The organism is Brucella pseudogrignonensis (genome assembly GCF_031454375.1).
Classification (GTDB): Bacteria; Pseudomonadota; Alphaproteobacteria; order Rhizobiales; family Rhizobiaceae; genus Brucella; species Brucella pseudogrignonensis_A.
In genome coordinates this window covers 36,536-61,180 of sequence record NZ_JAVDQT010000011.1, presented here as the reverse complement: position 1 = coordinate 61,180, position 24,645 = coordinate 36,536, and the positions used below count along the sequence as shown (strand labels likewise).

The window sequence follows — 24,645 nt, the reverse complement described above, 5'->3', positions numbered from 1 at the left end:
TCAAGCCTTTTGGTCGCGACTGGTGCATCAGGGGTGACGTTACACGTTTAATTGATACCAATAAAAACCAGTTGAAATAAACTAAATTGTATCCATATAGATATGAACCTATCTATTTGAATGGAACTTAAATCATGAAACAGGCCTGGGTCGAATTTGCACCACTGCTCTCAGCCAATTCGCGTGGATGGCGTAAAGCTTTTGACGCGGCAATGGCAGAGCACAGTCTTTCGGATGCAAAAGCCATTCCGCTCATGACCCTTCTACGGCATGGCGACTGCATTCCGCAGGGTGTGCTGGCTGAACGAGTTGGCATTGAAGGCGCAACGATTGTTCGCGTGGTGGATGATCTGGAAAAAGAAAACCTGATCCGCCGCATCGCAGACGACTCAGACCGCCGGGTGAAGCTCATTCAGCTCACCGATGAGGGCCGCGCACTTGCGCAGAAAGTCGAAAAGACTGCGGCGCGATTGCGCACAGCCTTTCTGGGTGATCTCGATCCGGAAGCCGTCGATATCGCGATGGATGTGCTGCGCAAACTTCATGAAAAGTTTCAGAACCAGCCTTCCTGAGCAGAACACGCTTCAACAACTGTAGCCGTAAAGAAAATGATTAAGCCCGCTGAAACATTGCCACGATTTTGGGACGTGGTCTTCTCGCTGAAGACCTTTGCGGCCGCTATGCTTGCATTGTGGATCGCCCTGATAGCAGATTTGCCCAATCCTTATTGGTCGGTGGCTGCTGTTTACATCGTGGCGCATCCGCTTTCGGGTGCGACAACGTCAAAGGGTTTTTACCGACTGATCGGCACGATCATTGGTGGTGCGGTCACGATCCTGTTTGTGCCGCATCTGGTCAATTCGCCTGAGATTTTGACACTGGCCATAGGCTTGTGGATGGGGCTTTGTCTGGCAATCAGTTTGCTGGATGGCACGCCCCGCAGCTATCTCTTCATGCTGGCTGGCTATACGGTTGCGATTGCAAGTTTTGCTGTCGTTTCAGCGCCTGAAACAACATTCAATTATGCGCTGGGACGCGTTGAGGAAATCGCTATCGGCATCATCTGTGCTGCGGTGGTCAATCGTCTGGTCTTTCCACGCCATAGCGGCCCGGTTCTCGTGGCGCGCATTGATAATTGGCTGCGTGATGGTTCCAAGCTTGCGGTTGCCACATTGCGTGGAGAGGGCGACAGTCCTGAATTTCTGCGTGACCGTCAGCGGCTTGCAGCCGATGCGCTCGAACTGCGCAATCTCACAACGCATGTTGCTTACGATACATCGTCTATCCGCAATGTGGGAACGCTCCTGCATGTCATGCAGCAGCGCATGGTTGCCCTTTTGCCCATCGTCTCGAGCTTGCATGATGTGCTCGTGCTTAAACCCGGCGAAGGTCAAAAGCCTTGGCATCCTGCAGTTCAGAAGCTTCTGGACGAGGCTTGTGATTGGCTTGAAAGTGGAGAAAACCTGACCGAACAGCGCCGTGCAGTCCTGCTTGGCTATGTCGAAGAAATTGAACAGCATGGCAAAAACGCTGATAGCTGGGACGAATTGCTGCCGTTCAATCTGGCAGCCCGTGTTCGTGATCTTGTGCAGATCTGGAGCGACTGTATCACCTTGCGTCAGGATATTGTTTCTGGCTCACGGCATTCGCTGCGCTGGCGTCGTTATGATGCTCATCTTAAAGGTCGCCCGCAGCACAGAGATTATGGCATGGCTTTCCTGTCAGGCTTTTCGGCACTGCTCGCAACTTGTATCGCAACCGCTTTCTGGATTGCGACAGGCTGGTCGCAGGGCAGTGCGGCAGCCATGATGGCTGGCATCTTCTGCTGTATTTTTGCAGCGATGGATGATCCGGTTCCGGTTATGCGCAAGTTTAGCTGGCTGCTTCTGATCGTGATTGTTGCAGCCTTCATTTTTGAATTTGCGCTGTTGCCGCTGGTCGATGGATTCTTGCCGCTCGTGCTGGTGCTGGGCCTGTTTTTGATCCCTGCTGGCCTGCTTTTGGCAATTCCATCACAGTTTCTGCTGGGCATGGTTCTTTGTGTGAACTTGCCGAACATGCTGATGTTGCAGGGGCATCTCACCCATGACTTTGTCAGTTTTGCCAATGCCAATCTGGCAACGGTTCTTGGGATTGTGATTGCCGCTGTCGTGACCTCGATAGTTCGTTCGGTGGGTGCCGAATGGAGTGTACGTCGTCTGGTCAGAACGGGCTGGAACGATATTGTGCTGGCAACAGAACGTCAGCCCGGACGTCATCGTCGTCAGCGGATGAACCGTCTGCTGCTGAAAATGATCGATCGTATTGGCATGATGACACCTCGCCTTGCACTGATACCAGCCGCAGACATTGCCAAGGTCGATTTGCTGCGTGATCTGCGAAACGGCATGAACACCATCGACTTGCAGCAGTATCGCGCAAAGATGCCAGAACCGCTGCGTGAGGCAGTGGATCGTGTGCTTGATGGTGTTGGTGCGCATTATAAAGCGCTGTCGCGTGAAGCAGGCGAAAGTGTGCGTCAGGAAATCGATGCGCGGCTGCTTGTGGCCATTGATGATGCGATCAGCGCAATTATTGAGAATGGATCGCCAGCCATATCGAAAAGACCGCGCATAGCGCTGGTTGGCTTGCGTTTTAACCTGTTTCCGAAGGCGCCGCCTTTTGAGTTGCCACCACAATCGCAACTCGAACTGCCGCAGGCCGCCTGAGACGAACTGGACGAATGGAATAAGAGTTATGAGACCAGAATTCGATATCTATGGAATTTATCTGCCGAGCCTCGCGGTTCTGGCATTGGGCGCCTATTTCGCAAACTCGCTGATGCAGCGCCTGCTCGCGCGTGTGCGCTTTTATCGTTTTGTGTGGCACAGGCCTTTGTTTGATGCCGCCATGTATTTTTGCATTCTCGGCGTAAGCGCCGTTATCTTGAACGGAATACCACTATGAAGAAGCTTTTTGCACATTCCGGCCGGGTCTTCCTAACCCTCGTCATGGTCACAATGGCAGGGCTTCTCGGCTGGCATCTCTGGGATTATTATATGAATGCGCCATGGACGCGTGACGGTAAAATCCGCGCTGACGTGGTGCGTCTTGCGCCTGATGTGTCGGGGCTCGTTACCGAGGTTCTGGTGCATGACAATCAGGACGTCAAAAAGGGCGATGTGATTTTCCGTATTGATCAGGCACGTTACAAGCTGGCTCTTCAGCAGGCAGATGCAAAACTCGCCAGCAGCAAGGCAGCGCTTGATATGGCCAATCGTGACCTCACACGCTATCGCAAGCTCAATGATACGACTGTTACCCAGCAGAAGATGGAGCAGATAGAAACCACGACAATGCAGGCCGAAGCCACATATCGTCAGGCTGAACTCGACCGCGATCTGGCATCACTCAATCTGGATCGTTCTTCTGTGAAAGCGCCGGTGAATGGTGTCATCACCAACTTCTCGCTCCAGCCCGGCGACTACGTAACTGCCGGTTCCGCGGTGACGGCGCTGGTCGATACGGACTCATTTTATGTCTCCGGCTATTTTGAGGAAAACAAGCTTGAACGCATCAAGATTGGCGACCCAGTCATCATCGATGTGATGGGCAGCAAGGTACAGCTCAAAGGCAAGGTTGAAGGTATTGCTGGTGGCATCGAGGATCGTGAACGCACCGATTCTACAAGCCTGCTTGCCAATGTTTCACCGACCTTCAACTGGGTGCGTTTGGCGCAGCGCGTTCCGGTGCGTGTGAAACTGGAAGATATCCCAGCAGGCGTGCATCTTGTAGCTGGCCGCACGGTCAGCGTGTCTGTCGTTGAATAAAAGTGCGTCAATTGAAAACAAAGCCCGGCTATTGTCCGGGCTTTTTTCATGTTAGCGATTGTTCATGAAAAATGGGGGCTTGAGCCATGCGTGTGTTGGTCATCCAAAATTATCCGGACTCAGGTCTTGGCCAGATTGAGCCAATCCTGATTGAAGCGGGATACGCAATCGATCTCATACACGCCTATAACGGCCAAACGCTCCCTGAAGACGATAGCAATCACAAGGCTCTTATCGTGCTGGGTGGCGACCAGAACGCACTTGCTGATGATGAGTTTCCATACTTTCCAAATTTGCTTAATCTGATCCGAGAATTTGGCGACCACGATAAGGCGGTTTTAGGCATTTGTCTTGGTAGCCAGCTTATCGCGCGCGCTTATGGTGGCGAGAATATTCTCAACCGCCCGATGGAATTTGGCTGGCATGAGGTTCGGCTCACAGAGCAGGGTGCCGCAGATCCGGTTCTTTCGGCAGCAGGCGCGGCGTTCCCTATTTTCCACTGGCATCGTGATACGTTTTCGCTGCCTGATGGGGCGGTTCATATGGCAACCAGTGATATGACGGTCAATCAGGCTTATAGGATCGGGCGTGCGACCTACGGCACCCAGTTTCACTTCGAGGCTGACACCAAGCTGGTCTCGGAATGGAGTGCTTTTCTTAGTGAGATGATTGCCGGTTTCGATTCTCAATGGGCGGCTGAACTTCCGAGAAACATACAACTGTCAGGTGTTGCTGCTGACCGGGCAGGGGCTGCTCTCGCGCGGGCATGGGTCGGTCTGATCTGACAATTCGTTGCGAGTTTGCCACAGGTGAAAACCATTTGGGATTTTCAGTCTGAAAGCAACAATTGTAATGCCGACGTTTAGTTGCGAGTAACTTTTTTCAGGTGTAACTGAGGCCACGTTCCGGGTGGCAAATGGTCGGACAAGGTGCAAACCTTGCCCATTACGAAAGCTCGGTCTCCGACTGTCCGGTAACCTGTCCAAAGAGTTTTCGATTATGACCGCTAAGCATGCTGCACTTCTCACAGTTCTGATGGTTTCTGCGATCGTGTTCATGGCAGTTGGCATTTTTACCGTCGATGCTGGCAACAGCATGACCTCGACCGACGGCTACGGCATTTCAAGCGCGCGTTAAATAATCGGATTGGCGGCTGGGCCAGTCGCTTCAAGAAAGCGCTTTTCCGGGCCATCGATGACGATGGCCGACAGCTTTCCGTTTTTCCATGCATATGTGTCTAGATTGACCCGGTTGGGCTGAACATCAACGACGCGCTGCGGTGTATGGCCGTGGATGATCACCTTATCTAATGGGTCGGTCCATTTCAGAAATAGTGTTCTGATCCACATCAGGTCATCACGATCCTGCTCATCAAGCGGCACCACCGGGTTAACGCCCGCGTGGCAGAAGAAGAAATCTCCAAAACTTACCGAAGAGGGCATTGAGCGGACATAGTCAATATGCGCTTGCGGAATTGCGTCCAGCAAGAGCGGGTATGCGGCTTTTGCCGATGCAGGGTCGGTGTAATCGACCGCCACACCGTAGGAACGGGCAGTGTCACTGCCGCCATGCAATGCAAAAATGCCATTTGTATCGCCGGTCGCAAGATAATGCAGAAATCCATCATCATGATTGCCGATTAGTGAAAGAATGCGCGGATCATGCGTTGAAGCATGGATCAGAAAATCCAGCACGCCTTTGGAATCCGGTCCCCGGTCGATGTAATCGCCTAAGTGAATAATGCGCCAATCATGCGTGGGATGACGGTCAATATCGGCGCGGATCAGCCCATGCATATCCTGCAAAAGATCAAGGCGACCATGCACATCGCCAATGGCGTAAAGCCGGATACCTTCCGGGCCTTTTGCGTCCTTTAGGGTAATGCCACTCATGAATCGCCGCTCTCTTTCACGTCTTTTCCAGCCCGCTGCCGATAGCGCAATCGCGACACGCGTTCACGCTCGTCGTTGAGTTCGCGGTCGTTGGTTGCCTGTTCGACAAAGCGGATATGTTTTTGCACCGCTTCGCGTGCCGCTTGCGGGTTGCCCGCAATCACCGCGTCGTAAATGGCGCGATGCTGTGACAGCAGCATGTCAGCCACGCCGGGATAGCTGTAAATCAGACTTCGATTGTAGAAAACGCCGTCTTTCAAAAGCTGATAGCAGGAGCGCAATGTGTGCAGCAGAACGATGTTGTGTGCAGCTTCCCCGATGGCATTATGAAACTCAACATCGAGTTGCGCACCCTTATCAAGATCATTGGCGCTGTTCGCATCTTCCATCGCCGTCATGATTTCAGCGAGTAATGCTTTATCGGCAGAGGTTGCGCGCAGCGCCGCATATTCAGCGGCAATGCTTTCGATCTCACGACGATATTCGAGATAATCAGTCGTGGCTTTTCGGTGTTCAGCAAAAAGCTTCACCACTGGCGGACTGAAAACCTGTCCGATGACATCGGCCACAAAAGTTCCGCCACCATGACGGGATGTGAGAAGGCCAGCATTTTCCAGTCTTTTCAGCGCATCACGCAGGATCGGGCGGGAAATATCGAGCTGCAGCGCAAGATCGCGCTCACCCGGAAGCTTATCGCCGCCGCGCAGAACGCCTTCGAGGATCAGGCTCTCAATCTGATGCACAACATCATCTGCCGTACGGCTTGCGAGAATGCGGGAAAACACTGGTTCGGTCATGGTCGCAAACTAGCCCCAAGCGGAGGTTACGGCAACGGGTCTCTGAAACGCATAAACAAAAACCCCGGAAGCGATGCATCCGGGGTTTGGAAACGTTGAAATATCTTATCAGGCCGTCTTACGCTTGCGGGTTCTCACGAAAACAACGATGCCGGCGACAAGGCCAAACATCGCCCATTTGAAAGGCAGTACATCGGCGGTTTCGCTGCGGATTGGAAGCACGGTGACAGTACCCGGACGGCTTTCGAAGCCTGTTTTTCCTTCAGCTTTTGCCTGTTCGATCTGATGTGGGGAGACAACCCATTCAGCGCCGCGCGACTTGTCGTAAAACATGAAGCCGCAGCCAACGATAACAGCGGTGACGATTGCGAGAATAAGGCGGGGAGCTGTGTTCATTTTCATTCCTTAATTTTCTTTGGCAGCAGTTTTGGCTGGTGCCCTATACTAAAGGCCGTTGAGTGAAACTCATCGGGCTTTGGTTAGCCTGAGTGGCGATTGAACTTTTTCAATGCGTGATGCGATAGCATCTTAGCGCATTGGTATTCGAGCTCGACGGCGTTCATACGCAATCGTGTCCGCTCCGTCTATTATTTAGACATGCCTTGTGGAGCGCTGCCACTTTCCCAGTAAGGAACAGGACCATAAAGATCGGCCAGATAGTCGATGAAAAGTCTGACCTTGGCGGGCAAAAACTGCTTTGATGGATAGACTGCATGAACGGCGACATTTCGGGACGCTGCATAGTCAGGCAATACCTGCACCAACTTTCCAGCGGCGAGATCCGGCCCGACATCCCAAGTTGAGCGTTGCGCAATGCCAAGACCTGCAAGCACGGCTTCGCGCACCAGCTCGCTCGAATTGGTTTGAAGGGGGCCGACCGGACGAATGGTGATCGGGCCTTTCGGGCCTTCTAGTCGCCAAGGATCATTGTTGTGCGGCGCAAGACAAATGTGTTCGGAGAGGTCTTCGATTGTCTGCGGTGTGCCGCGTTCAGCAATATAAGCGGGGGAGGCCACAAGAATTCGACGCACGGGTGCGAGACGGCGGGCGACAAGCGTTGAGTCGGAGAGTTCGCCAATGCGGATTGCAAGGTCATAACCGTCGCCAACAATATCCACCATCTCATCCGAAAGCTGCATATTGACGGTGAGGTCAGAATTGGCGCGCATGAATGGCACCAGATAAGGCGCGATATGCATACGCCCGAAGGTGGTGGGGGCTGAAATTTTCAGTGTCCCACGCGCATCGGCTGACCGGCGGGCGACAAAGGCTTCCGCTTCTTCGATGTTGCCGAGAATGGCCAGCACGCGCTCGTGATAGCCTTGTCCTGCTTCTGTAAGCGCAATCTGCCGTGTTGTGCGCTGGAGAAGGCGGGTGCCGAGGCGCTCTTCAAGTCTGCCGAGACGTTTGGAAACGACAGCCGGTGATAGCCCAAGATCGCGTGCCGCAGCTGACATGCTGCCGGTTGCGACAACACGCGCGAAAATCTCCATATCGGCCAGACTGCTCATCATGTTAGTTTCAAATGCTCCCCGGCAGATATACGCATGCGCTCATCTAGCCGAGGCTTTGCAGAAATCGCAAGGCGATTATGCCGCAGCGTTAAAACTGTTTCGCCATAGGCATGATTGGTAAAATTAGTTTACCAGTTATGTGAAGTCGCTGGGAGGCGGAGGAGCATATGAGCGGATTGATCATGCCAGAGCCGGATGCGGCCGTCTTGCAAAGACGGACTAGCATCGTTGCCGATTTGCGCAATATCGTGCCGGGTGAGGGCGTTGTCGATACTGTTAATGCGATGCGTGTGTTTGAAAGCGATGGGCTGACAGCACATCGTTCTCTACCGCTGGTCGTTGTTCTGCCGGAAACCGTCGAACAAGTCTCAGAGGTGCTGCGCTATTGTCATGACAATGGCATTCGCGTGGTGCCGCGCGGAGCTGGCACATCGCTGTCCGGTGGCTCGATGCCGCTGGTCGATGCTGTGCTTCTCGGCATGTCGCGTTTCAATCGTATTCTCGAAATTGATTATCCCAATCGCGTTGCAGTGGTTCAGCCGGGAGTAACGAATCTCGGCATTACCAAAGCTGTTGAGCATGAGGGCTTTTACTATGCGCCTGATCCATCCTCGCAGATTGCCTGCTCGATAGGCGGCAATGTTGCGGAGAATGCTGGTGGCGTGCATTGCCTGAAATATGGCCTCACCGCCAACAACGTGCTTGGCATTGAAATGGTGCTGATCACTGGCGAAGTCTTGCGCCTTGGTGGCAAGCATCTTGACAGCGAAGGTTATGATCTTCTTGGGCTGATGACCGGCTCGGAAGGTTTGCTTGGGGTGGTGACGGAAATCACCGTGCGTATTCTGCAAAAGCCTGAAACCGCGCGTGCTGTCATGGTCGGCTTTCCATCAAGTGAGCAGGCGGGGCAATGCGTAGCCGATATTATCGGCGCAGGGATTATTCCGGGTGGAATGGAAATGATGGACCGTCCCGCGATCCTTGCAGCAGAAGATTTTGTCCGTGTTGGCTATCCGCTTGATGTGGAGGCGCTGTTGATCGTGGAACTCGATGGCCCGCCGATTGAAGTCGACCATTTGATCGGAGCGGTCGAGAGCATTGCGCTTAAAAATGGCTCGACCACCTGCATCCTGTCGCAGTCGGAAGAACAGCGACTGGCTTTCTGGGCGGGTCGTAAAGCGGCTTTCCCAGCGGTGGGGCGTATTTCGCCGGACTATCTTTGCATGGATGGGACCATTCCACGCAAAGAATTGCCGCGCGTTTTGTCCGGAATGCGCGAGTTATCCGAAAAATATGGGCTTCGGGTCGCCAATGTGTTTCATGCAGGTGATGGCAATCTGCATCCGCTCATCCTCTATGATGCAAATATTCCCGGCGAGTTGGAGGCTGCTGAAGATTTCGGCGCCGACATCTTACGTCTTTGCGTGAAGGTTGGCGGCGTGCTGACGGGCGAGCATGGCGTGGGTATCGAAAAGCGCGATCTCATGCCGGAGATGTTCAACGAAATCGATCTCGACCAGCAGATGCGTGTGAAATGTGCGTTTGATGCGAAGCACCTGCTCAATCCCGGCAAGGTCTTTCCGCAATTGCGCCGCTGTGCCGAGCTTGGTCGTATGCATGTGCATCGCGGCGAGCTGGCCTTCCCCGACCTTCCGCGTTTCTGATCTGTGGTTATGAAAATGACTGATGTGAATATTCTAAGACCTCATGATGAAGCTGGTGTCGTCGAAGCGGTCCAGTGGGCACTTGGCACGTCAACGCCGCTGGAGATTATCGGCAACGGCTCAAAGCGTGGGATAGGTCGCCCGGTGCAGGCCGGGCATGTTCTGGATGTGTCGCAGCTTTCAGGCATAACGCTTTATGAGCCGGATGAACTGGTGCTGTCAGCAAAGGCGGGCACACCTGTTGCCGAAATTGAAAAACTGCTGGCGGCAAGCCACCAATGCTTTCATTTTGAACCGATGGATTATGGTCCGCTGCTTGACGGTGAAGCAGGTCGCGGCACAATTGGCGGTGTGTTGGCTGCAAATCTGTCGGGGCCGCGTCGGTTGAAGGCGGGCGCTGCGCGCGATCATATCCTGGGCGTGCGGGTGGTTTCAGGCCGTGGGGAATTGTTTAAATCCGGTGGGCGTGTCGTCAAGAATGTCACCGGTTACGATCTTTCCAAGGGCATGGCCAATTCCTGGGGTACGCTGGGCGTGGCAACCGAAGTTACATTCAAGGTTCTGCCCAAGCCTGAGACTTCTGTGACGCTTGCTGTTCGCGGGCTGGATGACGAGCAGGCTGCTCGCGTCATGGCTATGGCGATGGGATCGCGCGAGGAAGTGGCATCAAGCGCTCATTTGCCGCCCACTGTCGTCAATCGTTTTCTCGATGGCAAGCTTGGCTGGGAAGCCGCAACCATTCTGAGGCTGGAAGGCTTTGCGCCGTCCGTCGCACATCGAAGCAGGCAATTACAGGCTCTATTAAGTGGGGCGGGGGCAATCGAGGTAATTGATGAGCCTCAATCGACACAGCTCTGGACAGAAGTTCGCGATGTGCTGCCCTATGCGCAGGCTGGTGATACGCGTGCAGTCTGGCGTGTCTCAATGGCGCCGTTGCAAGGCTGGCGTATGATTGATGAGTTTCGCCGCTATGCAGGCGTCGATGCCTATTATGATTGGCAGGGCGGTTTGATCTGGATGCGGATGGAAGCAGAGCCGGAAGCAGGCACGCTGCGGAAGCTGATCGCCAAATATGGCGGCGGCCATGCAACGCTGATACGCGCACCGGAATTTGTGCGAGCCAATACGGACGTATTTGAGCCGCAACCGACAGCGCTTGCAGCACTTTCACAGAGGCTGAAACATCAGTTTGATCCGGAGAACATTCTTAATCCGGGACGTATGTATCCTGAGCAGGCGGGAGCGTGAGCCATGCAGACCCATTTCAGCCCCGAACAATTGCTCGATCCGGGTGTTAACGAAGCAGATAAAATCCTGCGTAAATGCGTGCATTGCGGCTTCTGCACGGCGACCTGTCCGACCTATGTGACGCTTGGTAATGAACTCGATAGCCCACGCGGACGCATTTATCTGATCAAGGATATGCTCGAAAACGGACGTCCGGCGGATGAAGAAGTCGTGCGCCACGTTGATCGCTGTCTATCGTGCCTTTCCTGCATGACGACCTGTCCATCGGGCGTCAATTATATGCATCTGGTCGATCATGCGCGTGCGCATATCGAAAAGACCTATAAGCGTCCATTTATGAACCGCTTTCTGCGCGGGATGCTGGCGCAGGTTCTGCCCTATCCGGGCCGGTTTCGGATGGCACTCAAGCTCGCCAAACTCGGGCGACCATTTGCTCCGCTTATGCGGAAAAACGCGAGCCTGAAGCCTATCGCAGCCATGCTCGAACTCGCGCCACAAAACCTCCCGGCCAAAGCTCATCCTATCCAAATCAGTATGGCCAAGGGAGAAAAGCGCGGGCGTGTTGCAATCCTGAATGGCTGCGCGCAACCTGTGCTTAACCCCGGCATCAATGCCGCGACACTGAGATTGCTCAATCGGTTTGGGAGTGAAGTGGTTGCACCAAAGGATGAAGGCTGCTGTGGTTCACTGGTTCACCACATGGGGCGCGAAGAACAGGCGCTCGATCAGGCCCGGCACAATGTCGATGTCTGGATGCGGGAGATTGAGACGGGCGGTCTCGATGCGATTATCGTGACAGCGTCTGGCTGCGGAACGACGATCAAGGATTACGGTTACATGCTGCGGCTCGACCCGGCCTATAAGGATAAAGCTGCGCTTGTATCATCGCTCGCTAAGGATATTACCGAATATCTGACGACAATCGAACTGCCGCAACCCAAAGAGCCGAAGGTGCTGACCGTTGCCTATCATTCGGCTTGCTCCATGCAGCATGGCCAGAAGATTCTGCGTCAACCGAAAGACTTGCTTTCAAAAGCGGGTTTCACGGTGAAAGAGCCATTGGAAGGGCATCTCTGCTGCGGTTCCGCGGGCACTTACAATATTATGCAGCCGGAAATCGCGACCAAACTTCGCGATCGCAAGGTAAGGAATATTGAGGCGACCGGAGCCGAACTGATTGCGACCGGCAATATTGGTTGTATGACGCAGATTGCAACAGGCAGTAAGCTGCCGATTGTGCATACGATTGAATTGCTGGACTGGGCCTATGGCGGGCCAAAGCCCGTTGCGCTTTCAGGTTCCAGCCTTCACTGACCGGGCATGTTTGAGCGGAAAGCCCTTGAAGCTTTTCGTTTCCTTCAGCACGAAAGTCGTCTGCATTTCCTTGATGCGGGGCAGCCGGCGTAGCGTGGACATTGCAAAATCGGCATAGGTATCGAGATCGTGCGATACGACTTGCAGCAGAAAGTCGGCGTCACCGGCAATACTGTAACAGGTGATGACTTCATCAAGGCTCATCAGCTCAGCCGCAAATTGCTCGGCTTCGGCTTCGCTGTGACTATCGATTTTGATGCGGACAAATGCCAGCACGCCAAGCCCAATTGCCTTGCGATCAAGCGTGGCGCGATAACCCTGTATCACGCCGTCTTCCTCCAGTTTGCGAACTTTGCGCCAGCTTGGAGAAGTTGACATGCCGACCTGATCAGCGAGGGCCTGATTTGTGAGGCGACCGTCATCCTGCAAGGATTCGAGAATTCTGATGTCAGATGTATCAAGTGTGCTCATGTAAACTTACCTCAGAATCGACTATTTCTGGTAAGTTCTACCATAAATCTATGTAAGACAGGACAGATAGGCAGGATTGACCTGATGATGCGGTGTATTCCTCGGTGAGAGATTTCTGTTTCAGGAGCCGTTATGCACGAAGATTTACGCCTCGCCATTATTGTTAATCCAGAACTGCCTCTGGGACTGCTCGCCAATACAGTTGGCGCGATTTCCATTGGGCTGGGTGCAAAGCTGCCCTTCATTGCCGCCCGACAGCTGGTCGATAAAACGGGCATCGCAATCGACATCAGCTCGGATCGCCCAGTGCCAATCCTTCAGGCTGATGCGGAAACTATCCGGGCAATCGCATTAAAAGCGGCAGGCTTTGAAGAGCGACAGGCTGTTGTGGCCTTCCCAGCCTTTGCGCGTTCGCTGCATGTTTATGCAGAATATGAAGCGGCTTTTCCTGAAAAGGAACTTGCGACCGAGGTAATTGATGGGCTGGGAATTGCAGGCCCATCGAAATGGGTGCGCTCGTTAACGGGTAGTTTGAAGCTGCTGCGATGAAAAAAGCCCGCCATTTGGCGGGCTTTATTGTGCCATTAAACCACGGAGAATGTCGCAGGGTTCGGTCCGATGCGGCCGTCTGTTTTGTCCAGCTTGGTGATTGCATCATGGTCGGTGCCATTAAGGCTGAAGTCGAAAACTTCGAAGTTTTCCTTGATGCGCGCTGGTGTAACCGACTTTGGAATAACGATGTTGCCGGTTTCGATATGCCAGCGCAGGATAACCTGAGCGACTGATTTGCCGTGCTTTTCAGCAATCGTTTTCAGCGTCGGGTTTTCCAGAATGGTCCCTTGGCCGAGTGGGCTCCAGGCTTCCGTCGCAATGTCATGCTTGCTGTGGAAAAGGCGCAACTCATCCTGCTGGAATTGCGGATGAAGTTCGATCTGGTTGATAACCGGAACAACATCGCTTTCCTTGAGAACACGCTCAAGATCAGCAGTCTGGAAATTCGACACGCCGATGGATTTTGCCCGGCCTTCTTCTTTAATCTTGATGAAAGCGCGCCATGTGTCCATGAACAGGTCTTTGGATGGCAGCGGCCAATGGATCAGATAAAGGTCAACATAATCCGTGCCGAGTTTTTTGAGACTGGCGTCAAAAGCCTTGAGCGTTGACTCATAACCCTGTTCTTTATTCCAGAGCTTTGTCGTCAAATAAATATCGCTGCGGGCAATGCCGGATTCGTTGATTGCCTTGCCGGTGCCTTCTTCATTGCCATAAATGGCTGCAGTATCAATGTGTCGGTAGCCTACTTTCAGCGCTTCGCTGACAGCCGTGACAGCCTCGTCATTGCCAACCTGCCAGACACCGTAACCGAGCTGCGGGATATGATTGCCGTCGTTCAGTTTTACCGCCGGTACGGTCATGTTCAGTCCTTCCCTCTTACATATATACTCTTCATTTTGCTTGCACAGCATATGGGTGTTCGCATGAAAAGTGAAAGACCTTTCGTCTGCCTTTGTGCCTTAAGGCGGACGCTTTTCCTATAAAAACGCCAAAAATTTCAATTCGATGACAAAAAGGCCGTTGTCACTTTATGCGACAACGGCCTGAATTTGCGATCCATCAAGGGTTTTAATTATCGAACGACGACGCGTGTGCCAACAGGAACGCGACCATAAAGATCGCTCACATCTTCGTTACGCATGCGGAAACAACCAGAAGACATGGCTTTGCCGATGGTCCAAGGCTGATTGGTGCCATGAATGCGGTAAAGTGTGGAGCCAAGATAAAGTGCGCGTGCACCAAGTGGATTGTTTACTCCGCCCTTCATTTGCGCTGGCAGAATACGGCCCTTTTTGCGTTCGCGCTCGATCATCGTTTTGGGTGGCGTCCATGTCGGCCATTCGGCCTTGCGGCTTACTTTTTGCGTGCCTTTCCAGCCAAAACCCTGTTTGCCAACGCCAATACCATACCGACGCGCCTGACCATTGCCTTCGACGAGATAAAGGAAGCGTTTGCCGGTATCGATGACAAGAGTTCCGGGCTTTTCGCCACCGGAATAGGAGACAACCTGCGGCAGGAACATCGGGTCTAGTTGTTGCTTCTTGCGCACAACCTTTGCCGGATTGGCGGCAGGGCGCTGCTGGCTCACATTCTGAATGCGTGCTTCAGACGGCTGCTTCTTTTTAACAATGGTACGTTTCTGAGGTTGTGCAGGTTCGGCGTTCGGTAACACGCGCACAGCAGGGCCGCCGAGTTGCGCGAGCCAGCGCTGCGATGTTTCATTATCGACCCGAACCGGCGGCTTGGTTGCATAACGATCATTGGCAAAAGCCATGCTGGTCGTGACGATGGAAACGGTGATTGCCGCAATTGATCCGATTAAAAGCAGATGACGTGGTTTCATAAGCCAAATCCGTCTATTCTGCGCCTTGCATTCGCGCTGACGCTGTTGCCCTTCATATCCCTGACATGTGCTGTCAGGAGTACGAACCCGAAATTCATCAGGCTATTGTGCCGTGCAATGGAATCATAAAGGTAAATTTTGAGCCGCCTGGTTCGACAGATGGCTTCAAAATATAGTTGTGGTTAGCGCAAGGTTGCGCGACATGATTAAGAGTTGATGAAAGTTCAGGGGGCAGACATGAGCGATACAGTGCAGGAAAAGACTGGCTTGATCGTCAATGCAGACGGAAAAATGCGCTGTTTCTGGCCGGGGGAATTGCCTGATTATATCGCCTATCATGATAATGAATGGGGTGTGCCCGTTACTGATGATCGTCGTTTGTTTGAGAAAATCTGCCTTGAAGGTTTCCAGTCCGGCCTGTCGTGGCTGACGATCCTGCGCAAGCGCGAGAATTTTAGGGCAGCCTTTGATGGCTTCGATTTCAATCGCATTGCACTCTACGATGATAGGGATATCGAACGTCTGCTTGGTGACAAGGGTATTGTGCGTCATCGCGGTAAGATTGTCTCCACCATCAACAATGCAAATCGCGCCATTGAGCTGGTGAAAGAAAAAGGCTCGCTTGCCGCCTATTTCTGGTCGTTTGAACCGGGGGCGGATGAACGCCCTGCCGTGGTTGATTATCCTACCCTGATTGCCAATCCTACAACTGCGACTTCAACGCGTATTTCAAAAGATCTTAAAAAGCGCGGCTGGTCTTTTGTTGGGCCAACAACAGTTTATGCGTTTATGCAGGCCATGGGACTGGTGAATGACCATATCGAAGGCTGTCATTGTCGCGCGCATATTGAAGACCTAAGAACGTCGTTTGAACGCCCTTAAGCATTGATTGCGTTTACATTATTTTTCTGGCAGAAAGCCGCGACAGGAGAAAAAAATGGATCTGACATCGCTTGTGGTTTTTGCCGGTATTCTGGTTGTTGCGGCAGGCACGCCGGGTCCGAATGTTGGCGCTTTGGTTGCGCGGGTTATCAGCCGTGGCCACAAGGGCGTGTTTCCATTCATGTTTGGCCTTTGGCTTGGCGATGCTATCTGGCTCTCACTGGCTGTATGGGGCCTGTCGGCAATTGCTAACAGCTTCCACACTGTTTTCCTTGTGCTTAAATATCTGGGCGTCGCATATCTAATCTATCTTGCATGGAAAATGTGGATTGCACCTGTTGAAACAACAGCAGATGAAAGCGCAATTCCGAGCTATGGCGAAGCAAGAAAGCTGTTTTTCAGTGCGCTGGCTGTAACGCTCGGCAATCCAAAAATCATGGTGTTTTACATAGCGATCTTGCCGACCGTCATCGATATTACGCATGTTTCGGTTGTCGGTTGGCTCGAATTGCTGTTGGTGATGTTTGCGGTTCTGGCTGCAGTCGATAGTGCTTGGGTGGTGCTTGCAGCACAGGCGCGCCGTTTTCTGCGCAGCCCGCGTGCTATGAGAATTGCCAATCGGACAAGTGCCGGGATGATGGCGGGCGCTGCGGTTGCGATAGCCACGCGTTAAGCGCGTCTTTTTAAAACTCTTCCTGCACTTGCCGCACCCCGTTTGATGCGTTAGGAAACCGGCAATGAATTTGCCGGTTTTTTCTGGCGTAATATGAACAAAATCAGTGATCAGGCGGGAAAAATGGCCGACAAAGCGGACAAGATGAAGGCACGGTTGCCACGCGGGTTTGTCGATCGGGTGCCGGATGATCTGCGCGCCACCGAAAAGATGACCGCGACCATCCGCGAAGTTTACGACCTTTATGGTTTTGAGCCGGTGGAAACGCCGCTTATTGAATATACCGATGCACTCGGAAAGTTCCTGCCCGATCAGGATCGTCCGAATGAAGGTGTGTTCTCGTTTCAGGATGACGACGAGCAGTGGCTGTCGCTGCGCTACGATCTGACAGCGCCGCTGGCGCGGTTCGTGGCTGAAAACTACGAAAGCCTGCCAAAGCCTTATCGCAGCTATCGCAATGGCTGGGTTTTCCGCAATGAAAAGCCGGGTCCGGGCCGTTTCCGTCAGTTCATGCAGTTCGATGCCGACACTGTTGGCGCGCCAAACGTCTCGGCTGATGCTGAAATGTGCATGATGATGGCCGACACGGTTGAGCGCCTCGGCATTGCGCGTGGCGATTATGTGATCCGCGTCAATAACCGCAAGGTTCTTGATGGCGTGCTTGAAGCGATCGGCCTTGATGGCGATGCGAATGCTGGCAAGCGCCTCAATGTTCTGCGTGCCATCGATAAGCTCGACAAGTTTGGCGCTGAAGGCGTTCGTCTTTTGCTTGGCAAAGGCCGTCTTGACGAAAGCGGCGATTTCACCAAGGGCGCTGAACTGTCCGATGCAGCCGTGGAAAAGGTTCTGGCCTTCACCGCTGCGGGTGGTGCAACCGGTGCTGAAACCATTGCCAATCTGCAGGCTGTTGTTGCTGGCAACGCCAAGGGCGAAGAAGGCGTGAAAGAGCTTGCCGATATGGAAGCTCTGTTTGACGCTGGCGGTTATGAAGGTCGCGTGAAGATCGATCCTTCAGTCGTGCGTGGTCTCGAATATTACACCGGTCCGGTGTTTGAAGCCGAACTTCTGTTTGATGTCACCAACGAAGATGGCCAGAAGGTTGTGTTCGGCTCGGTTGGCGGTGGCGGTCGTTATGACGGTCTGGTGTCGCGCTTCCGTGGCGAGCCAGTCCCGGCAACGGGTTTCTCTATCGGTGTTTCGCGCCTGATGACAGCGCTGAAAAACCTCGGCAAGCTTGATGTGTCCGATGTGGTTGGCCCAGTTGTCGTGCTGGTCATGGACAAGGATGCGCAGAGCCTTGGTGGCTATCAGAAGATGGTTTCTCAATTGCGTCAGGCTGGTATCCGCGCTGAAATGTATGTCGGCGGTTCCGGCATGAAGGCGCAGATGAAGTATGCGGATCGTCGTGATGCGCCATGCGTCATCATTCAGGGTTCGCAGGAGCGTGAAGCTGGCGAAGTTCAGATCAAGGATCTGATCGAAGGCAAGCGCATTTCTGCCGAGATCGAAGACAATGCCACCTGGCGCGAAAGCCGCCCGGCGCAGGTCACGGTCAAGGAAGAGGGTATCGTTGCGGCAGTGCGCGAAATCCTTGAAGCGCAAGCTCGCGATCGCGCACAGCAGGCGAAGTGACGGATAACATGGCAGGTCAACGCACATCTTTAGTCTTCACGACACTTCGCGGGCAGCTTGGTGCCAGCGAAGCTGAGCTTGTCGATATTCCGCTGATCCAACCTGCCGATCCGTTTCTGGATATGGCGGGCGAAGATTTGCGCCGCCGTATCTTTCTCACCGAAAATGAAAATGGCGACAGCCTTTGCCTGCGTCCGGAATTTACTATTCCGGTCTGCCGCAATCACATTGCGCTGAATGCTGCAACACCGAAGCGTTATGCCTATCTCGGTGAAGTGTTCCGACAGCGTCGCGATGGCGCGGCCGAGTTTCTTCAGGCAGGTATCGAGGATTTGGGTGCAACCGACGAAGCGGCATCGGACGCGCGTTCGATTGCTGATGCGTTGGCCTGTGTTCATGCCGCAGCGCCCAATGCCAAGCTTGAAATCGTGTTGGGCGATCAGTCTGTTTTTGCAGGGATGCTCAAAGCTTTGGGTCTTCCGCAAGGATGGCGCAAGAAGCTGCTGCGTGCTTTTGGCGATGAACATACGATGGAAGCAGCTTTTGCCGAGCTGACTGGCGAACAGCGCAGCGACCCGTTGCCGGAAAATCTGGCTGGACTTGTGGCGCAGGGCGACGAGGCAGGGCTGGCGCGTATGCTGGAAGCAGAAATGCTTGAAGCTGGTATGTCGCCGGGCGCCGGACGCACACCTGCGGAAATCGCCCGTCGTCTGATCGAGAAGGAAGATCTGGCTGCTGCCCGTTTCCCTTCATCTGCGCTGGATGTGTTGAAGCGTTTCCTTTCGATCCGCGTTTCGCTTGAAACGGCAAGCATTACGCTACGGGCTTTTGCTGCTGATAATGCGCTTGATCTCAGTGCTGTTCTGCAAAAATTTGAAGCGCGCACCGATGCGATTATCGCCGCTGGTATTCATGCCGAAGACATTGTCTACGATGCGTCTTTCGGACGTCCGCTCGATTATTATACGGGCCTCGTTTATGAAATCCGTCAGGCGGGAGGCGACAAGGATAAGGTGTTGGCCGGTGGCGGTCGTTATGATCGGTTGCTGACCATGCTCGGTGCATCCGAAAATATTCCGGGCGTAGGCTTTTCCATCTGGCTCGACCGGCTTGAGGCGCTGAGCGGAGAACAATCATGACTGTAACGCTCGCACTTCCATCCAAAGGACGGCTGAAAGAGCAGACGCTCGCTGTGCTGGAAAAGGCCGGATACAAGGTCATTCTGCCGGAGGATTCGCGCAATTATCGTGCGCGGGTTGAAGGCGAAAATGATCTCGACATTCTGTTTTTGTCGGCGTCGGAAATCGCGCGCGAGCTTGGCTATGGCAGCGTTGATCTGGGCGTGACGGGTGAAGATCTTGTTCGCGAAACGCTCGCCCATGCGGATGAGCGCGTGGCGATTGAGGCAGAGCTTGGCTTTGGCCATGCCGACGTTGTGGTTGCTGTGCCTGAAGTCTGGCGCGATGTGACGACGATGGCCGACCTTGATGATGTTGCTGCGGATTTCCGCCAACGTCATGGTCGTCGTCTGCGCATTGCCACCAAATACTGGCGTCTGACGCAGCAGTTCTTCTCGCAGAAGCACGGTATTCAGGTCTATCGCATCGTTGAAAGTCTGGGTGCTACCGAAGGTGCACCAGCAGCTGGTTCGGCAGATATGATTGTCGATATTACATCGACTGGCTCAACGCTGACTGCAAACAAGCTCAAAGTGCTTGAAGATGGTATTATTCTGCGTTCGCAGGCTTGTCTGGTTTCAGCCCGTCGCAGCGAAGCCAATGCGAAAGTTGCAGAGGTCGTTTCGCGTATCCGCAAGGGCCTCGCGAGCTAATAACCGAGTGCTGAATTTAAAAAGCCGGTCTGAAATTCAGACCGGCTTTTTTATTGTTAGTTTTTAGGCTTGCTACCGACAAGGCCATAATAGGCAATGTAGATGTAGCAGATGATTGGCATCAGGAATGCCAGATGAATACCAACGCTATCAGCCAAAGCGCCTTGAATAAGCGGGATGATCGCGCCGCCAACAATTGCCAGACACAGAATGCCCGAACCCTGACTGGTGTGCTTGCCAAGACCATGCAGCGCCAGACTGAAAATCGTAGGGAACATGATCGAGTTGAACAGACCAATTGCCAGAACTGACCACATGGCGACGTGACCCGTGGTTGCGACGGTGATCAGCAGCAGGATGATTGCCATAGCTGCGTTGAACGCCAGTGCCTTACCGTCATCGATATAGCGCATTGCCGCTGCACCAATGAAGCGGCCAATCATGGCACCACCCCAGAAATAGGCCACATAGTGAGCGGCTTCAGCTTCAGCGAGGCCAGCGACATTTGGATCGCTCAGGAAGTTGACAAGGAAGCTGCCGACGCTGACTTCAGCGCCAACATAAACGAAGAGACCGATGGAGCCGAGCACGAGATGGCGATACTGCCATGCGGAACCGTCTTCTTTGGTGATGACGGCGGTTTCTTCTTCCTGCACATCAGGGAGTTTCAGGATAGCAAAAACCACTGCGAGAACTGCGAAGGCGAGTGCAAGCAACAGATAAGGAAACTGCACGGCGTCTGCGTCTGCGGCACTTGTTGCGTCGGAGGTCGCTGCCGACAGGATCAGAAACGCACCGAAGAGAGGCGCAACCGTCGTGCCGAGCGAATTGAACGCCTGTGTCAGTGTCAAACGGCTGGCTGCTGTTTCTGGCGCACCCAGAATGGTGACATATGGGTTTGCTGCCACCTGAAGAATGGTGACACCGGAGGCCAGAACAAATAGAGCGCCGAGGAAGAGTTCGTAAACGCGATAGGATGCAGCCGGGATAAACAGCGCGCAACCAATGGCGGCTACAACCAGGCCGGTTACGATGCCCCATTTATAGGAAATGCGTTTGACCAGAGCGCCTGCAGGCAGCGATACAATGAAGTAAGCGCCGAAGAAGCAGAACTGAATCAGCATCGACTGGAAATAGTTGAGCTGAAAGACGCCTTTGAGATGTGGGATCAGAATGTCGTTGAGACAGGTGATGAAGCCCCACATGAAGAAGAGCATGGTAAGGCTGGCGAGAGCAAAACTGTAATTCTTGCTCGAATGGGAGTCAGCACGAAGCTGAGCATTCGTTGTTGGGGAGACGGCCATTTTTTCTCTACAAACTAAGTTATGAGACACGTCTGGGAGGACGATATGTCTTTCCAAAATTAAAATAGGCGGTTGCATTAACTTACAAGATAACGCGATGCAATCTCTGCGCGTTATAAGTAACAGTTGCGTGTCTTTATAAAGCAGATACTAAAAAAGCCGTGCTGAGGAGGCACGGCTTTTTGAATTTGCGTGGAGAGGCTAAACTTAGCCGCGCTTTGCATCGATCGAGATTGAACCCGCACCCTGCAATGTCAGAAGGATCAGACCGCCAGCAATGGCGAGGTTCTTCTGTGCCATCAGAGCGTTCATGCCTTCGGCGAAGTTCATGTGGGCAACGAGCGTTGCACCGATGGTGAACAGAGCCACGATTGCAGCAGCGAGGCGTGTCTGGAAACCAACGAGAATGGCGAGGCCGCCGACAAATTCAATCAGACCAACAACAATCGCGGTGATGGTTGGAGCTGGAAGGCCGAGGCCAGCAAAATAACCGGCTGTGCCGGAAATTGCTGTCAGCTTGGCGAAGCCAGCGAGAATGAACAGGATCGAAATGAAAACGCGTGCGACGAGTGTGGCAACGCCATTGCTCTGAGGAATAATCGAGGACATCAGGGGGTATCTCCAAATTAATGTGAGCTACCAAATACATGCCTCAAACTGTCAAGGAAAGATAGCTATTCCTCGACAGTTTGTTCGGTTTTTGTGAACAGTTATTCCGGAGCGATCATTTTCTCTGCGCGAACAAGCCGTTCATAATCTTCTTCAGAGACGTGGCCACTGTTTAGCGCTTCTTCACGCAAGGTCGTGCCGTTCTTGTGCGCGGTCTTTGCGATCTTGGCAGCATTGTCGTAGCCAATGGCTGGCGCCAGAGCGGTGACGAGCATCAGCGAGCGTTCCAGAAGATCTTTGATGCGGTCCTCATTAGCCTCAATGCCTTCGACACAGTGATCGGCAAAAGAAACCATGGCATCGCTTAAGATGCGGATCGACTGTAACACGTTATAAGCAATGACCGGCTTAAACACGTTCAGCTCGAAATGTCCTTGGCTTGCAGCAACGGTTACAGTTGTCTGATTGCCGAAGACCTGTGTGGCAACCATTGTCAAAGCTTCTGCCTGTGTCGGGTTGACCTTGCCGGGCATGATCGATGAACCGGGTTCATTTTCTGGCAGCGAGAGTTCGCCGAGACCCGAGCGCGGGCCAGAGCCAAGGAAACGAATATCATTTGCGATCTTGAAGAGATCAGCCGCCAGCGCGTTGAGGCTGCCGTGGAAATTCGCGAGTGCACCATGGCTGGCGAGAGCCTCAAACTTGTTTGGTGCGGTTTTGAAGCTGAGGCCAGTGATTTCGCTCACGGCATCGGCAAAGCCAGTATCAAAGCCCTTCGGTGCATTGAGGCCGGTGCCAACAGCCGTGCCGCCTTGCGCAAGCAGGAAGACGTCGGCGAGCGACTGTTCAATGCGATGGCGCGCATATTCGAGTGCTGCGCGATAGCCGGAGAATTCCTGACCGAGTGTGACCGGCGTCGCATCCTGTGTATGGGTGCGGCCAATCTTGATGATGTCCTTGAATGCTTCTTCTTTGACTTTGAGTGCTTTGGTCAGGTGCTCAAGCGCTGGATAGAGGCGGTTAACGGCTTCAACCGCGGTGGCAATATGGATTGCAGTCGGGAAACTGTCGTTAGACGACTGGGCCATATTGACGTGGTCATTCGGATGGACTGGCTTCTTCGAGCCAAGTTCGCCGCCAAGAAGCTCAATCGCGCGGTTTGAGATAACCTCGTTGGCGTTCATGTTCGACTGCGTGCCGGAGCCAGTCTGCCAGACAACAAGCGGGAAATGCTCGTCGAGCTTGCCTTCGATCACTTCCGATGCTGCAACGGCAATCACCTGTCCCAGAACCGGATCAAGCTTGCCAAGCGCAATATTGGTTTCAGCTGCCGCGCGCTTCACAACGCCCAATGCATGGACGAGGGGCAGGGGCATACGCTCGCCACCAATTTTGAAGTTCTGCAAAGAGCGCTGTGTCTGTGCGCCCCAGTAACGATCCGAGGCAACATCAATCGGTCCGAACGTATCTGTTTCGGTACGCGTGGCAGTCATTTTCAGTCTCCGGCTATGGTTTCAGGCAGCAAACGCCCGCCTATCGATTCGAGAATAACAGCATTGGGCGATTATGGGCTACGCCATGCGCACATGGTAACGCTAAATCACGTAACCATTTGATAAAATATGATTATAAAAGTCAAATTTTATTGAGCGTCATACCGTATCAAAACCTAGTTATCTTCACTGTCGTCATCACCGTCATCGGTTTCCGAAATCCACGCAGTCGGCTCGACTTTTTGCTGTGTTTTGCTATCGGTGAAAATCCACCAGCCGGTGTCAGTTTCATCCCAATCGCCGCCGCCAGCCTTCAGCTTGTCGAGCGACCGATATTGACCAACCGACTCATTGCGCTGATCGTCGTCATCGATCCAGACCACGGTTACTTTGCGGCCATCTTGCGGCGCTGTCGCTATTGGTAGTTCTTTGCGCATATGATTATCCAATCTCAGTTAACTTCATATAATCATAGGGCGAAACAGGATTGCGACAAGCCGGGATAGTCCGGCTTGTCGCCAAATAATTATCCGAGGCGAGCGGCTTTCAAAGCATGGCCCCACCATGCCAATTGATCGAGCATGTTCTTTGCTGCTTCGGCGAGATGCGGGAAGTCATCCAGCGTGTTCTCTTTTTTGACAACTGCGAGGTAGTCAGGGAACAGGATATGAACGCCGGTCTTGACCGACATTGAGGACATTTCAACGGCAATCATACGGAGCTGTTCAACCGCGCGTGCACCACCAACGCCGCCATGACCGACAAAGCCAATTGGCTTCTGAATCCAGTCACCATAATCGATGGCGTTTTTCAGAACTGCCGTCGGCGCATGGTTATATTCGGCAGCAGTCAGGATATAAGCGTCGAACGCGCGAAGCTTGGTCTTCCACTTATCCGCAGTTTCGGCCTGCGCAGTTGTCGTGGCACTATCGCCATAAAAGCCCATCGGATAATCGGCTAGATCAAGAACTTCAACGTCGAATTCGGGACGTTCAGCAGCGACCTTCGCAATCCATTCTGCCGATACGGGCGAGAAACGCTGTTCGCGGGTGCTACCGATAATCACAGCGACTTTTAGCTTGCTCATGGGTGTTTCCTTTTTGATGGTAACCAA

The 24,645-nt window shown here is 53.3% G+C and carries 27 protein-coding genes; 15 read left to right on the top strand and 12 right to left on the bottom strand.

Going from position 1 to position 24,645, the window contains the following annotated elements; translation table 11 throughout:
* The first annotated feature begins 134 nt into the window (after window positions 1-134).
* The 6 genes from J2782_RS20770 to J2782_RS20745 all read left to right on the top strand — a co-directional run bounded on the left by J2782_RS20770 (window position 135) and on the right by J2782_RS20745 (window position 4,946).
* On the top strand, window positions 135-572 hold the full coding sequence (locus J2782_RS20770; RefSeq protein WP_310015941.1) for a MarR family winged helix-turn-helix transcriptional regulator: 438 nt from the start codon (window positions 135-137) through the stop codon (window positions 570-572).
* A 36-nt stretch (window positions 573-608) separates the two neighbouring features.
* Window positions 609-2,708 (top strand): FUSC family protein, encoded by a 2,100-nt coding sequence (locus J2782_RS20765; RefSeq protein WP_310015939.1) that lies wholly within the window; start codon window positions 609-611, stop codon window positions 2,706-2,708.
* Between the two features lie 28 nt (window positions 2,709-2,736).
* The gene (locus tag J2782_RS20760) at window positions 2,737-2,946 is read left to right on the top strand and encodes a DUF1656 domain-containing protein (RefSeq protein WP_250043196.1); all 210 of its coding nucleotides are present in this window, start codon (window positions 2,737-2,739) and stop codon (window positions 2,944-2,946) included.
* A complete protein-coding gene (locus tag J2782_RS20755; protein WP_310015936.1) occupies window positions 2,943-3,809 on the top strand; it encodes an HlyD family secretion protein in 867 nt (288 codons plus the stop codon). Before J2782_RS20760 ends, J2782_RS20755 begins: the two co-directional genes overlap by 4 nt.
* Window positions 3,810-3,895: 86 nt before the next feature.
* The gene (locus J2782_RS20750) at window positions 3,896-4,594 is read left to right on the top strand and encodes a type 1 glutamine amidotransferase (RefSeq protein WP_310015934.1); all 699 of its coding nucleotides are present in this window, start codon (window positions 3,896-3,898) and stop codon (window positions 4,592-4,594) included.
* Between the two features lie 214 nt (window positions 4,595-4,808).
* Window positions 4,809-4,946: a hypothetical protein gene (locus tag J2782_RS20745; protein WP_250043203.1), complete on the top strand. Its 138-nt coding sequence runs from the start codon at window positions 4,809-4,811 to the stop codon at window positions 4,944-4,946.
* On the opposite strand, the gene J2782_RS20740 is transcribed toward J2782_RS20745, so the two are convergent.
* From J2782_RS20740 to J2782_RS20725, 4 genes are all read right to left on the bottom strand, one after another.
* A complete protein-coding gene (locus J2782_RS20740) occupies window positions 4,943-5,701 on the bottom strand; it encodes a metallophosphoesterase (protein WP_310015932.1) in 759 nt (252 codons plus the stop codon). The two genes, J2782_RS20745 and J2782_RS20740, sit on opposite strands and share 4 nt — an antisense overlap.
* A complete protein-coding gene (locus J2782_RS20735; protein ID WP_310015930.1) occupies window positions 5,698-6,498 on the bottom strand; it encodes an FCD domain-containing protein in 801 nt (266 codons plus the stop codon). The genes J2782_RS20740 and J2782_RS20735 overlap by 4 nt, the downstream gene beginning before the upstream one ends.
* A 108-nt stretch (window positions 6,499-6,606) precedes the next feature.
* On the bottom strand, window positions 6,607-6,894 hold the full coding sequence (locus J2782_RS20730; RefSeq protein WP_310015929.1) for a hypothetical protein: 288 nt from the start codon (window positions 6,892-6,894) through the stop codon (window positions 6,607-6,609).
* A 191-nt stretch (window positions 6,895-7,085) separates the two neighbouring features.
* Window positions 7,086-8,012: a LysR family transcriptional regulator gene (locus J2782_RS20725; RefSeq protein ID WP_310015927.1), complete on the bottom strand. Its 927-nt coding sequence runs from the start codon at window positions 8,010-8,012 to the stop codon at window positions 7,086-7,088.
* 167 nt (window positions 8,013-8,179) lie between these two features.
* Between J2782_RS20725 and J2782_RS20720 the strand changes: the two genes are divergently transcribed.
* From J2782_RS20720 to glcF, 3 genes are read left to right on the top strand one after another with little or no spacing between them, the layout of a single operon-like run.
* Window positions 8,180-9,676, top strand: coding sequence for an FAD-linked oxidase C-terminal domain-containing protein (locus J2782_RS20720; protein ID WP_310015926.1), 1,497 nt, complete (start codon window positions 8,180-8,182; stop codon window positions 9,674-9,676).
* 15 nt (window positions 9,677-9,691) lie between these two features.
* Window positions 9,692-10,924 carry a glycolate oxidase subunit GlcE gene (gene glcE, locus J2782_RS20715; RefSeq protein ID WP_310015925.1) on the top strand — a complete coding sequence of 411 codons (1,233 nt, stop codon included), beginning with the start codon at window positions 9,692-9,694 and terminating at the stop codon, window positions 10,922-10,924.
* 3 nt (window positions 10,925-10,927) lie between these two features.
* Window positions 10,928-12,238: a glycolate oxidase subunit GlcF gene (glcF, locus tag J2782_RS20710; protein ID WP_310015924.1), complete on the top strand. Its 1,311-nt coding sequence runs from the start codon at window positions 10,928-10,930 to the stop codon at window positions 12,236-12,238.
* On the opposite strand, the gene J2782_RS20705 is transcribed toward glcF, so the two are convergent.
* On the bottom strand, window positions 12,218-12,709 hold the full coding sequence (locus tag J2782_RS20705; RefSeq protein ID WP_310015923.1) for an Lrp/AsnC family transcriptional regulator: 492 nt from the start codon (window positions 12,707-12,709) through the stop codon (window positions 12,218-12,220). The genes glcF and J2782_RS20705 overlap by 21 nt on opposite strands.
* Before the next feature lie 132 nt (window positions 12,710-12,841).
* On the opposite strand from J2782_RS20705, the gene J2782_RS20700 reads away from it, so the two are divergent.
* Entirely contained in the window at window positions 12,842-13,258 is a 417-nt protein-coding gene (locus tag J2782_RS20700; RefSeq protein ID WP_310015922.1) for a DUF2000 domain-containing protein, read from the top strand.
* A gap of 35 nt (window positions 13,259-13,293) precedes the next feature.
* Here the strand turns inward: J2782_RS20700 and J2782_RS20695 are convergent, their stop codons facing one another.
* Both J2782_RS20695 and J2782_RS20690 read right to left on the bottom strand, forming a co-directional pair.
* Window positions 13,294-14,124, bottom strand: coding sequence for an aldo/keto reductase (locus J2782_RS20695; RefSeq protein WP_094509858.1), 831 nt, complete (start codon window positions 14,122-14,124; stop codon window positions 13,294-13,296).
* 212 nt (window positions 14,125-14,336) lie between these two features.
* On the bottom strand, window positions 14,337-15,107 hold the full coding sequence (locus tag J2782_RS20690; RefSeq protein ID WP_310015921.1) for a L,D-transpeptidase: 771 nt from the start codon (window positions 15,105-15,107) through the stop codon (window positions 14,337-14,339).
* 237 nt (window positions 15,108-15,344) lie between these two features.
* Between J2782_RS20690 and J2782_RS20685 the strand changes: the two genes are divergently transcribed.
* The 5 genes from J2782_RS20685 to hisG all read left to right on the top strand — a co-directional run bounded on the left by J2782_RS20685 (window position 15,345) and on the right by hisG (window position 20,125).
* Window positions 15,345-15,989 carry a DNA-3-methyladenine glycosylase I gene (locus J2782_RS20685; protein ID WP_310015920.1) on the top strand — a complete coding sequence of 215 codons (645 nt, stop codon included), beginning with the start codon at window positions 15,345-15,347 and terminating at the stop codon, window positions 15,987-15,989.
* 55 nt (window positions 15,990-16,044) lie between these two features.
* Window positions 16,045-16,662, top strand: coding sequence for a LysE family translocator (locus J2782_RS20680; RefSeq protein WP_310015919.1), 618 nt, complete (start codon window positions 16,045-16,047; stop codon window positions 16,660-16,662).
* Between the two features lie 123 nt (window positions 16,663-16,785).
* A complete protein-coding gene (hisS, locus tag J2782_RS20675) occupies window positions 16,786-18,294 on the top strand; it encodes a histidine--tRNA ligase (protein ID WP_310015918.1) in 1,509 nt (502 codons plus the stop codon).
* 8 nt (window positions 18,295-18,302) lie between these two features.
* On the top strand, window positions 18,303-19,433 hold the full coding sequence (locus J2782_RS20670; RefSeq protein ID WP_310015916.1) for an ATP phosphoribosyltransferase regulatory subunit: 1,131 nt from the start codon (window positions 18,303-18,305) through the stop codon (window positions 19,431-19,433).
* Window positions 19,430-20,125: an ATP phosphoribosyltransferase gene (gene hisG, locus J2782_RS20665; RefSeq protein WP_310015915.1), complete on the top strand. Its 696-nt coding sequence runs from the start codon at window positions 19,430-19,432 to the stop codon at window positions 20,123-20,125. The genes J2782_RS20670 and hisG overlap by 4 nt, the downstream gene beginning before the upstream one ends.
* A 56-nt stretch (window positions 20,126-20,181) precedes the next feature.
* Here the strand turns inward: hisG and J2782_RS20660 are convergent, their stop codons facing one another.
* The 5 genes from J2782_RS20660 to J2782_RS20640 form a co-directional block, all read right to left on the bottom strand.
* Entirely contained in the window at window positions 20,182-21,429 is a 1,248-nt protein-coding gene (locus tag J2782_RS20660; protein ID WP_310015914.1) for a sugar MFS transporter, read from the bottom strand.
* A gap of 207 nt (window positions 21,430-21,636) precedes the next feature.
* Window positions 21,637-22,038: a DoxX family protein gene (locus tag J2782_RS20655; RefSeq protein WP_310015912.1), complete on the bottom strand. Its 402-nt coding sequence runs from the start codon at window positions 22,036-22,038 to the stop codon at window positions 21,637-21,639.
* Window positions 22,039-22,139: 101 nt separating this feature from the next.
* Window positions 22,140-23,531 (bottom strand): class II fumarate hydratase, encoded by a 1,392-nt coding sequence (gene fumC, locus J2782_RS20650; protein WP_310015910.1) that lies wholly within the window; start codon window positions 23,529-23,531, stop codon window positions 22,140-22,142.
* Between the two features lie 176 nt (window positions 23,532-23,707).
* Window positions 23,708-23,968: a hypothetical protein gene (locus J2782_RS20645; protein ID WP_310015908.1), complete on the bottom strand. Its 261-nt coding sequence runs from the start codon at window positions 23,966-23,968 to the stop codon at window positions 23,708-23,710.
* An 89-nt stretch (window positions 23,969-24,057) separates the two neighbouring features.
* The gene (locus tag J2782_RS20640; RefSeq protein WP_310015906.1) at window positions 24,058-24,618 is read right to left on the bottom strand and encodes an NADPH-dependent FMN reductase; all 561 of its coding nucleotides are present in this window, start codon (window positions 24,616-24,618) and stop codon (window positions 24,058-24,060) included.
* Between the last annotated feature and the right edge of the window lie 27 nt (window positions 24,619-24,645).

What these genes read in the sequence shown, in the direction of transcription:
- J2782_RS20770 (WP_310015941.1), top strand. Translation starts at nt 135, where the DNA reads ATGAAACAGGCCTGGGTCGAATTTGCACCACTGCTCTCAGCCAATTCG.
- J2782_RS20765 (WP_310015939.1), top strand. Translation starts at nt 609, where the DNA reads ATGATTAAGCCCGCTGAAACATTGCCACGATTTTGGGACGTGGTCTTC.
- J2782_RS20760 (WP_250043196.1), top strand. Translation starts at nt 2,737, where the DNA reads ATGAGACCAGAATTCGATATCTATGGAATTTATCTGCCGAGCCTCGCG.
- J2782_RS20755 (WP_310015936.1), top strand. Translation starts at nt 2,943, where the DNA reads ATGAAGAAGCTTTTTGCACATTCCGGCCGGGTCTTCCTAACCCTCGTC.
- J2782_RS20750 (WP_310015934.1), top strand. Translation starts at nt 3,896, where the DNA reads ATGCGTGTGTTGGTCATCCAAAATTATCCGGACTCAGGTCTTGGCCAG.
- J2782_RS20745 (WP_250043203.1), top strand. Translation starts at nt 4,809, where the DNA reads ATGACCGCTAAGCATGCTGCACTTCTCACAGTTCTGATGGTTTCTGCG.
- J2782_RS20740 (WP_310015932.1), bottom strand. Translation starts at nt 5,701, where the DNA reads ATGAGTGGCATTACCCTAAAGGACGCAAAAGGCCCGGAAGGTATCCGG.
- J2782_RS20735 (WP_310015930.1), bottom strand. Translation starts at nt 6,498, where the DNA reads ATGACCGAACCAGTGTTTTCCCGCATTCTCGCAAGCCGTACGGCAGAT.
- J2782_RS20730 (WP_310015929.1), bottom strand. Translation starts at nt 6,894, where the DNA reads ATGAACACAGCTCCCCGCCTTATTCTCGCAATCGTCACCGCTGTTATC.
- J2782_RS20725 (WP_310015927.1), bottom strand. Translation starts at nt 8,012, where the DNA reads ATGATGAGCAGTCTGGCCGATATGGAGATTTTCGCGCGTGTTGTCGCA.
- J2782_RS20720 (WP_310015926.1), top strand. Translation starts at nt 8,180, where the DNA reads ATGAGCGGATTGATCATGCCAGAGCCGGATGCGGCCGTCTTGCAAAGA.
- glcE (WP_310015925.1), top strand. Translation starts at nt 9,692, where the DNA reads ATGACTGATGTGAATATTCTAAGACCTCATGATGAAGCTGGTGTCGTC.
- glcF (WP_310015924.1), top strand. Translation starts at nt 10,928, where the DNA reads ATGCAGACCCATTTCAGCCCCGAACAATTGCTCGATCCGGGTGTTAAC.
- J2782_RS20705 (WP_310015923.1), bottom strand. Translation starts at nt 12,709, where the DNA reads ATGAGCACACTTGATACATCTGACATCAGAATTCTCGAATCCTTGCAG.
- J2782_RS20700 (WP_310015922.1), top strand. Translation starts at nt 12,842, where the DNA reads ATGCACGAAGATTTACGCCTCGCCATTATTGTTAATCCAGAACTGCCT.
- J2782_RS20695 (WP_094509858.1), bottom strand. Translation starts at nt 14,124, where the DNA reads ATGACCGTACCGGCGGTAAAACTGAACGACGGCAATCATATCCCGCAG.
- J2782_RS20690 (WP_310015921.1), bottom strand. Translation starts at nt 15,107, where the DNA reads ATGAAACCACGTCATCTGCTTTTAATCGGATCAATTGCGGCAATCACC.
- J2782_RS20685 (WP_310015920.1), top strand. Translation starts at nt 15,345, where the DNA reads ATGAGCGATACAGTGCAGGAAAAGACTGGCTTGATCGTCAATGCAGAC.
- J2782_RS20680 (WP_310015919.1), top strand. Translation starts at nt 16,045, where the DNA reads ATGGATCTGACATCGCTTGTGGTTTTTGCCGGTATTCTGGTTGTTGCG.
- hisS (WP_310015918.1), top strand. Translation starts at nt 16,786, where the DNA reads ATGGCCGACAAAGCGGACAAGATGAAGGCACGGTTGCCACGCGGGTTT.
- J2782_RS20670 (WP_310015916.1), top strand. Translation starts at nt 18,303, where the DNA reads ATGGCAGGTCAACGCACATCTTTAGTCTTCACGACACTTCGCGGGCAG.
- hisG (WP_310015915.1), top strand. Translation starts at nt 19,430, where the DNA reads ATGACTGTAACGCTCGCACTTCCATCCAAAGGACGGCTGAAAGAGCAG.
- J2782_RS20660 (WP_310015914.1), bottom strand. Translation starts at nt 21,429, where the DNA reads ATGGCCGTCTCCCCAACAACGAATGCTCAGCTTCGTGCTGACTCCCAT.
- J2782_RS20655 (WP_310015912.1), bottom strand. Translation starts at nt 22,038, where the DNA reads ATGTCCTCGATTATTCCTCAGAGCAATGGCGTTGCCACACTCGTCGCA.
- fumC (WP_310015910.1), bottom strand. Translation starts at nt 23,531, where the DNA reads ATGACTGCCACGCGTACCGAAACAGATACGTTCGGACCGATTGATGTT.
- J2782_RS20645 (WP_310015908.1), bottom strand. Translation starts at nt 23,968, where the DNA reads ATGCGCAAAGAACTACCAATAGCGACAGCGCCGCAAGATGGCCGCAAA.
- J2782_RS20640 (WP_310015906.1), bottom strand. Translation starts at nt 24,618, where the DNA reads ATGAGCAAGCTAAAAGTCGCTGTGATTATCGGTAGCACCCGCGAACAG.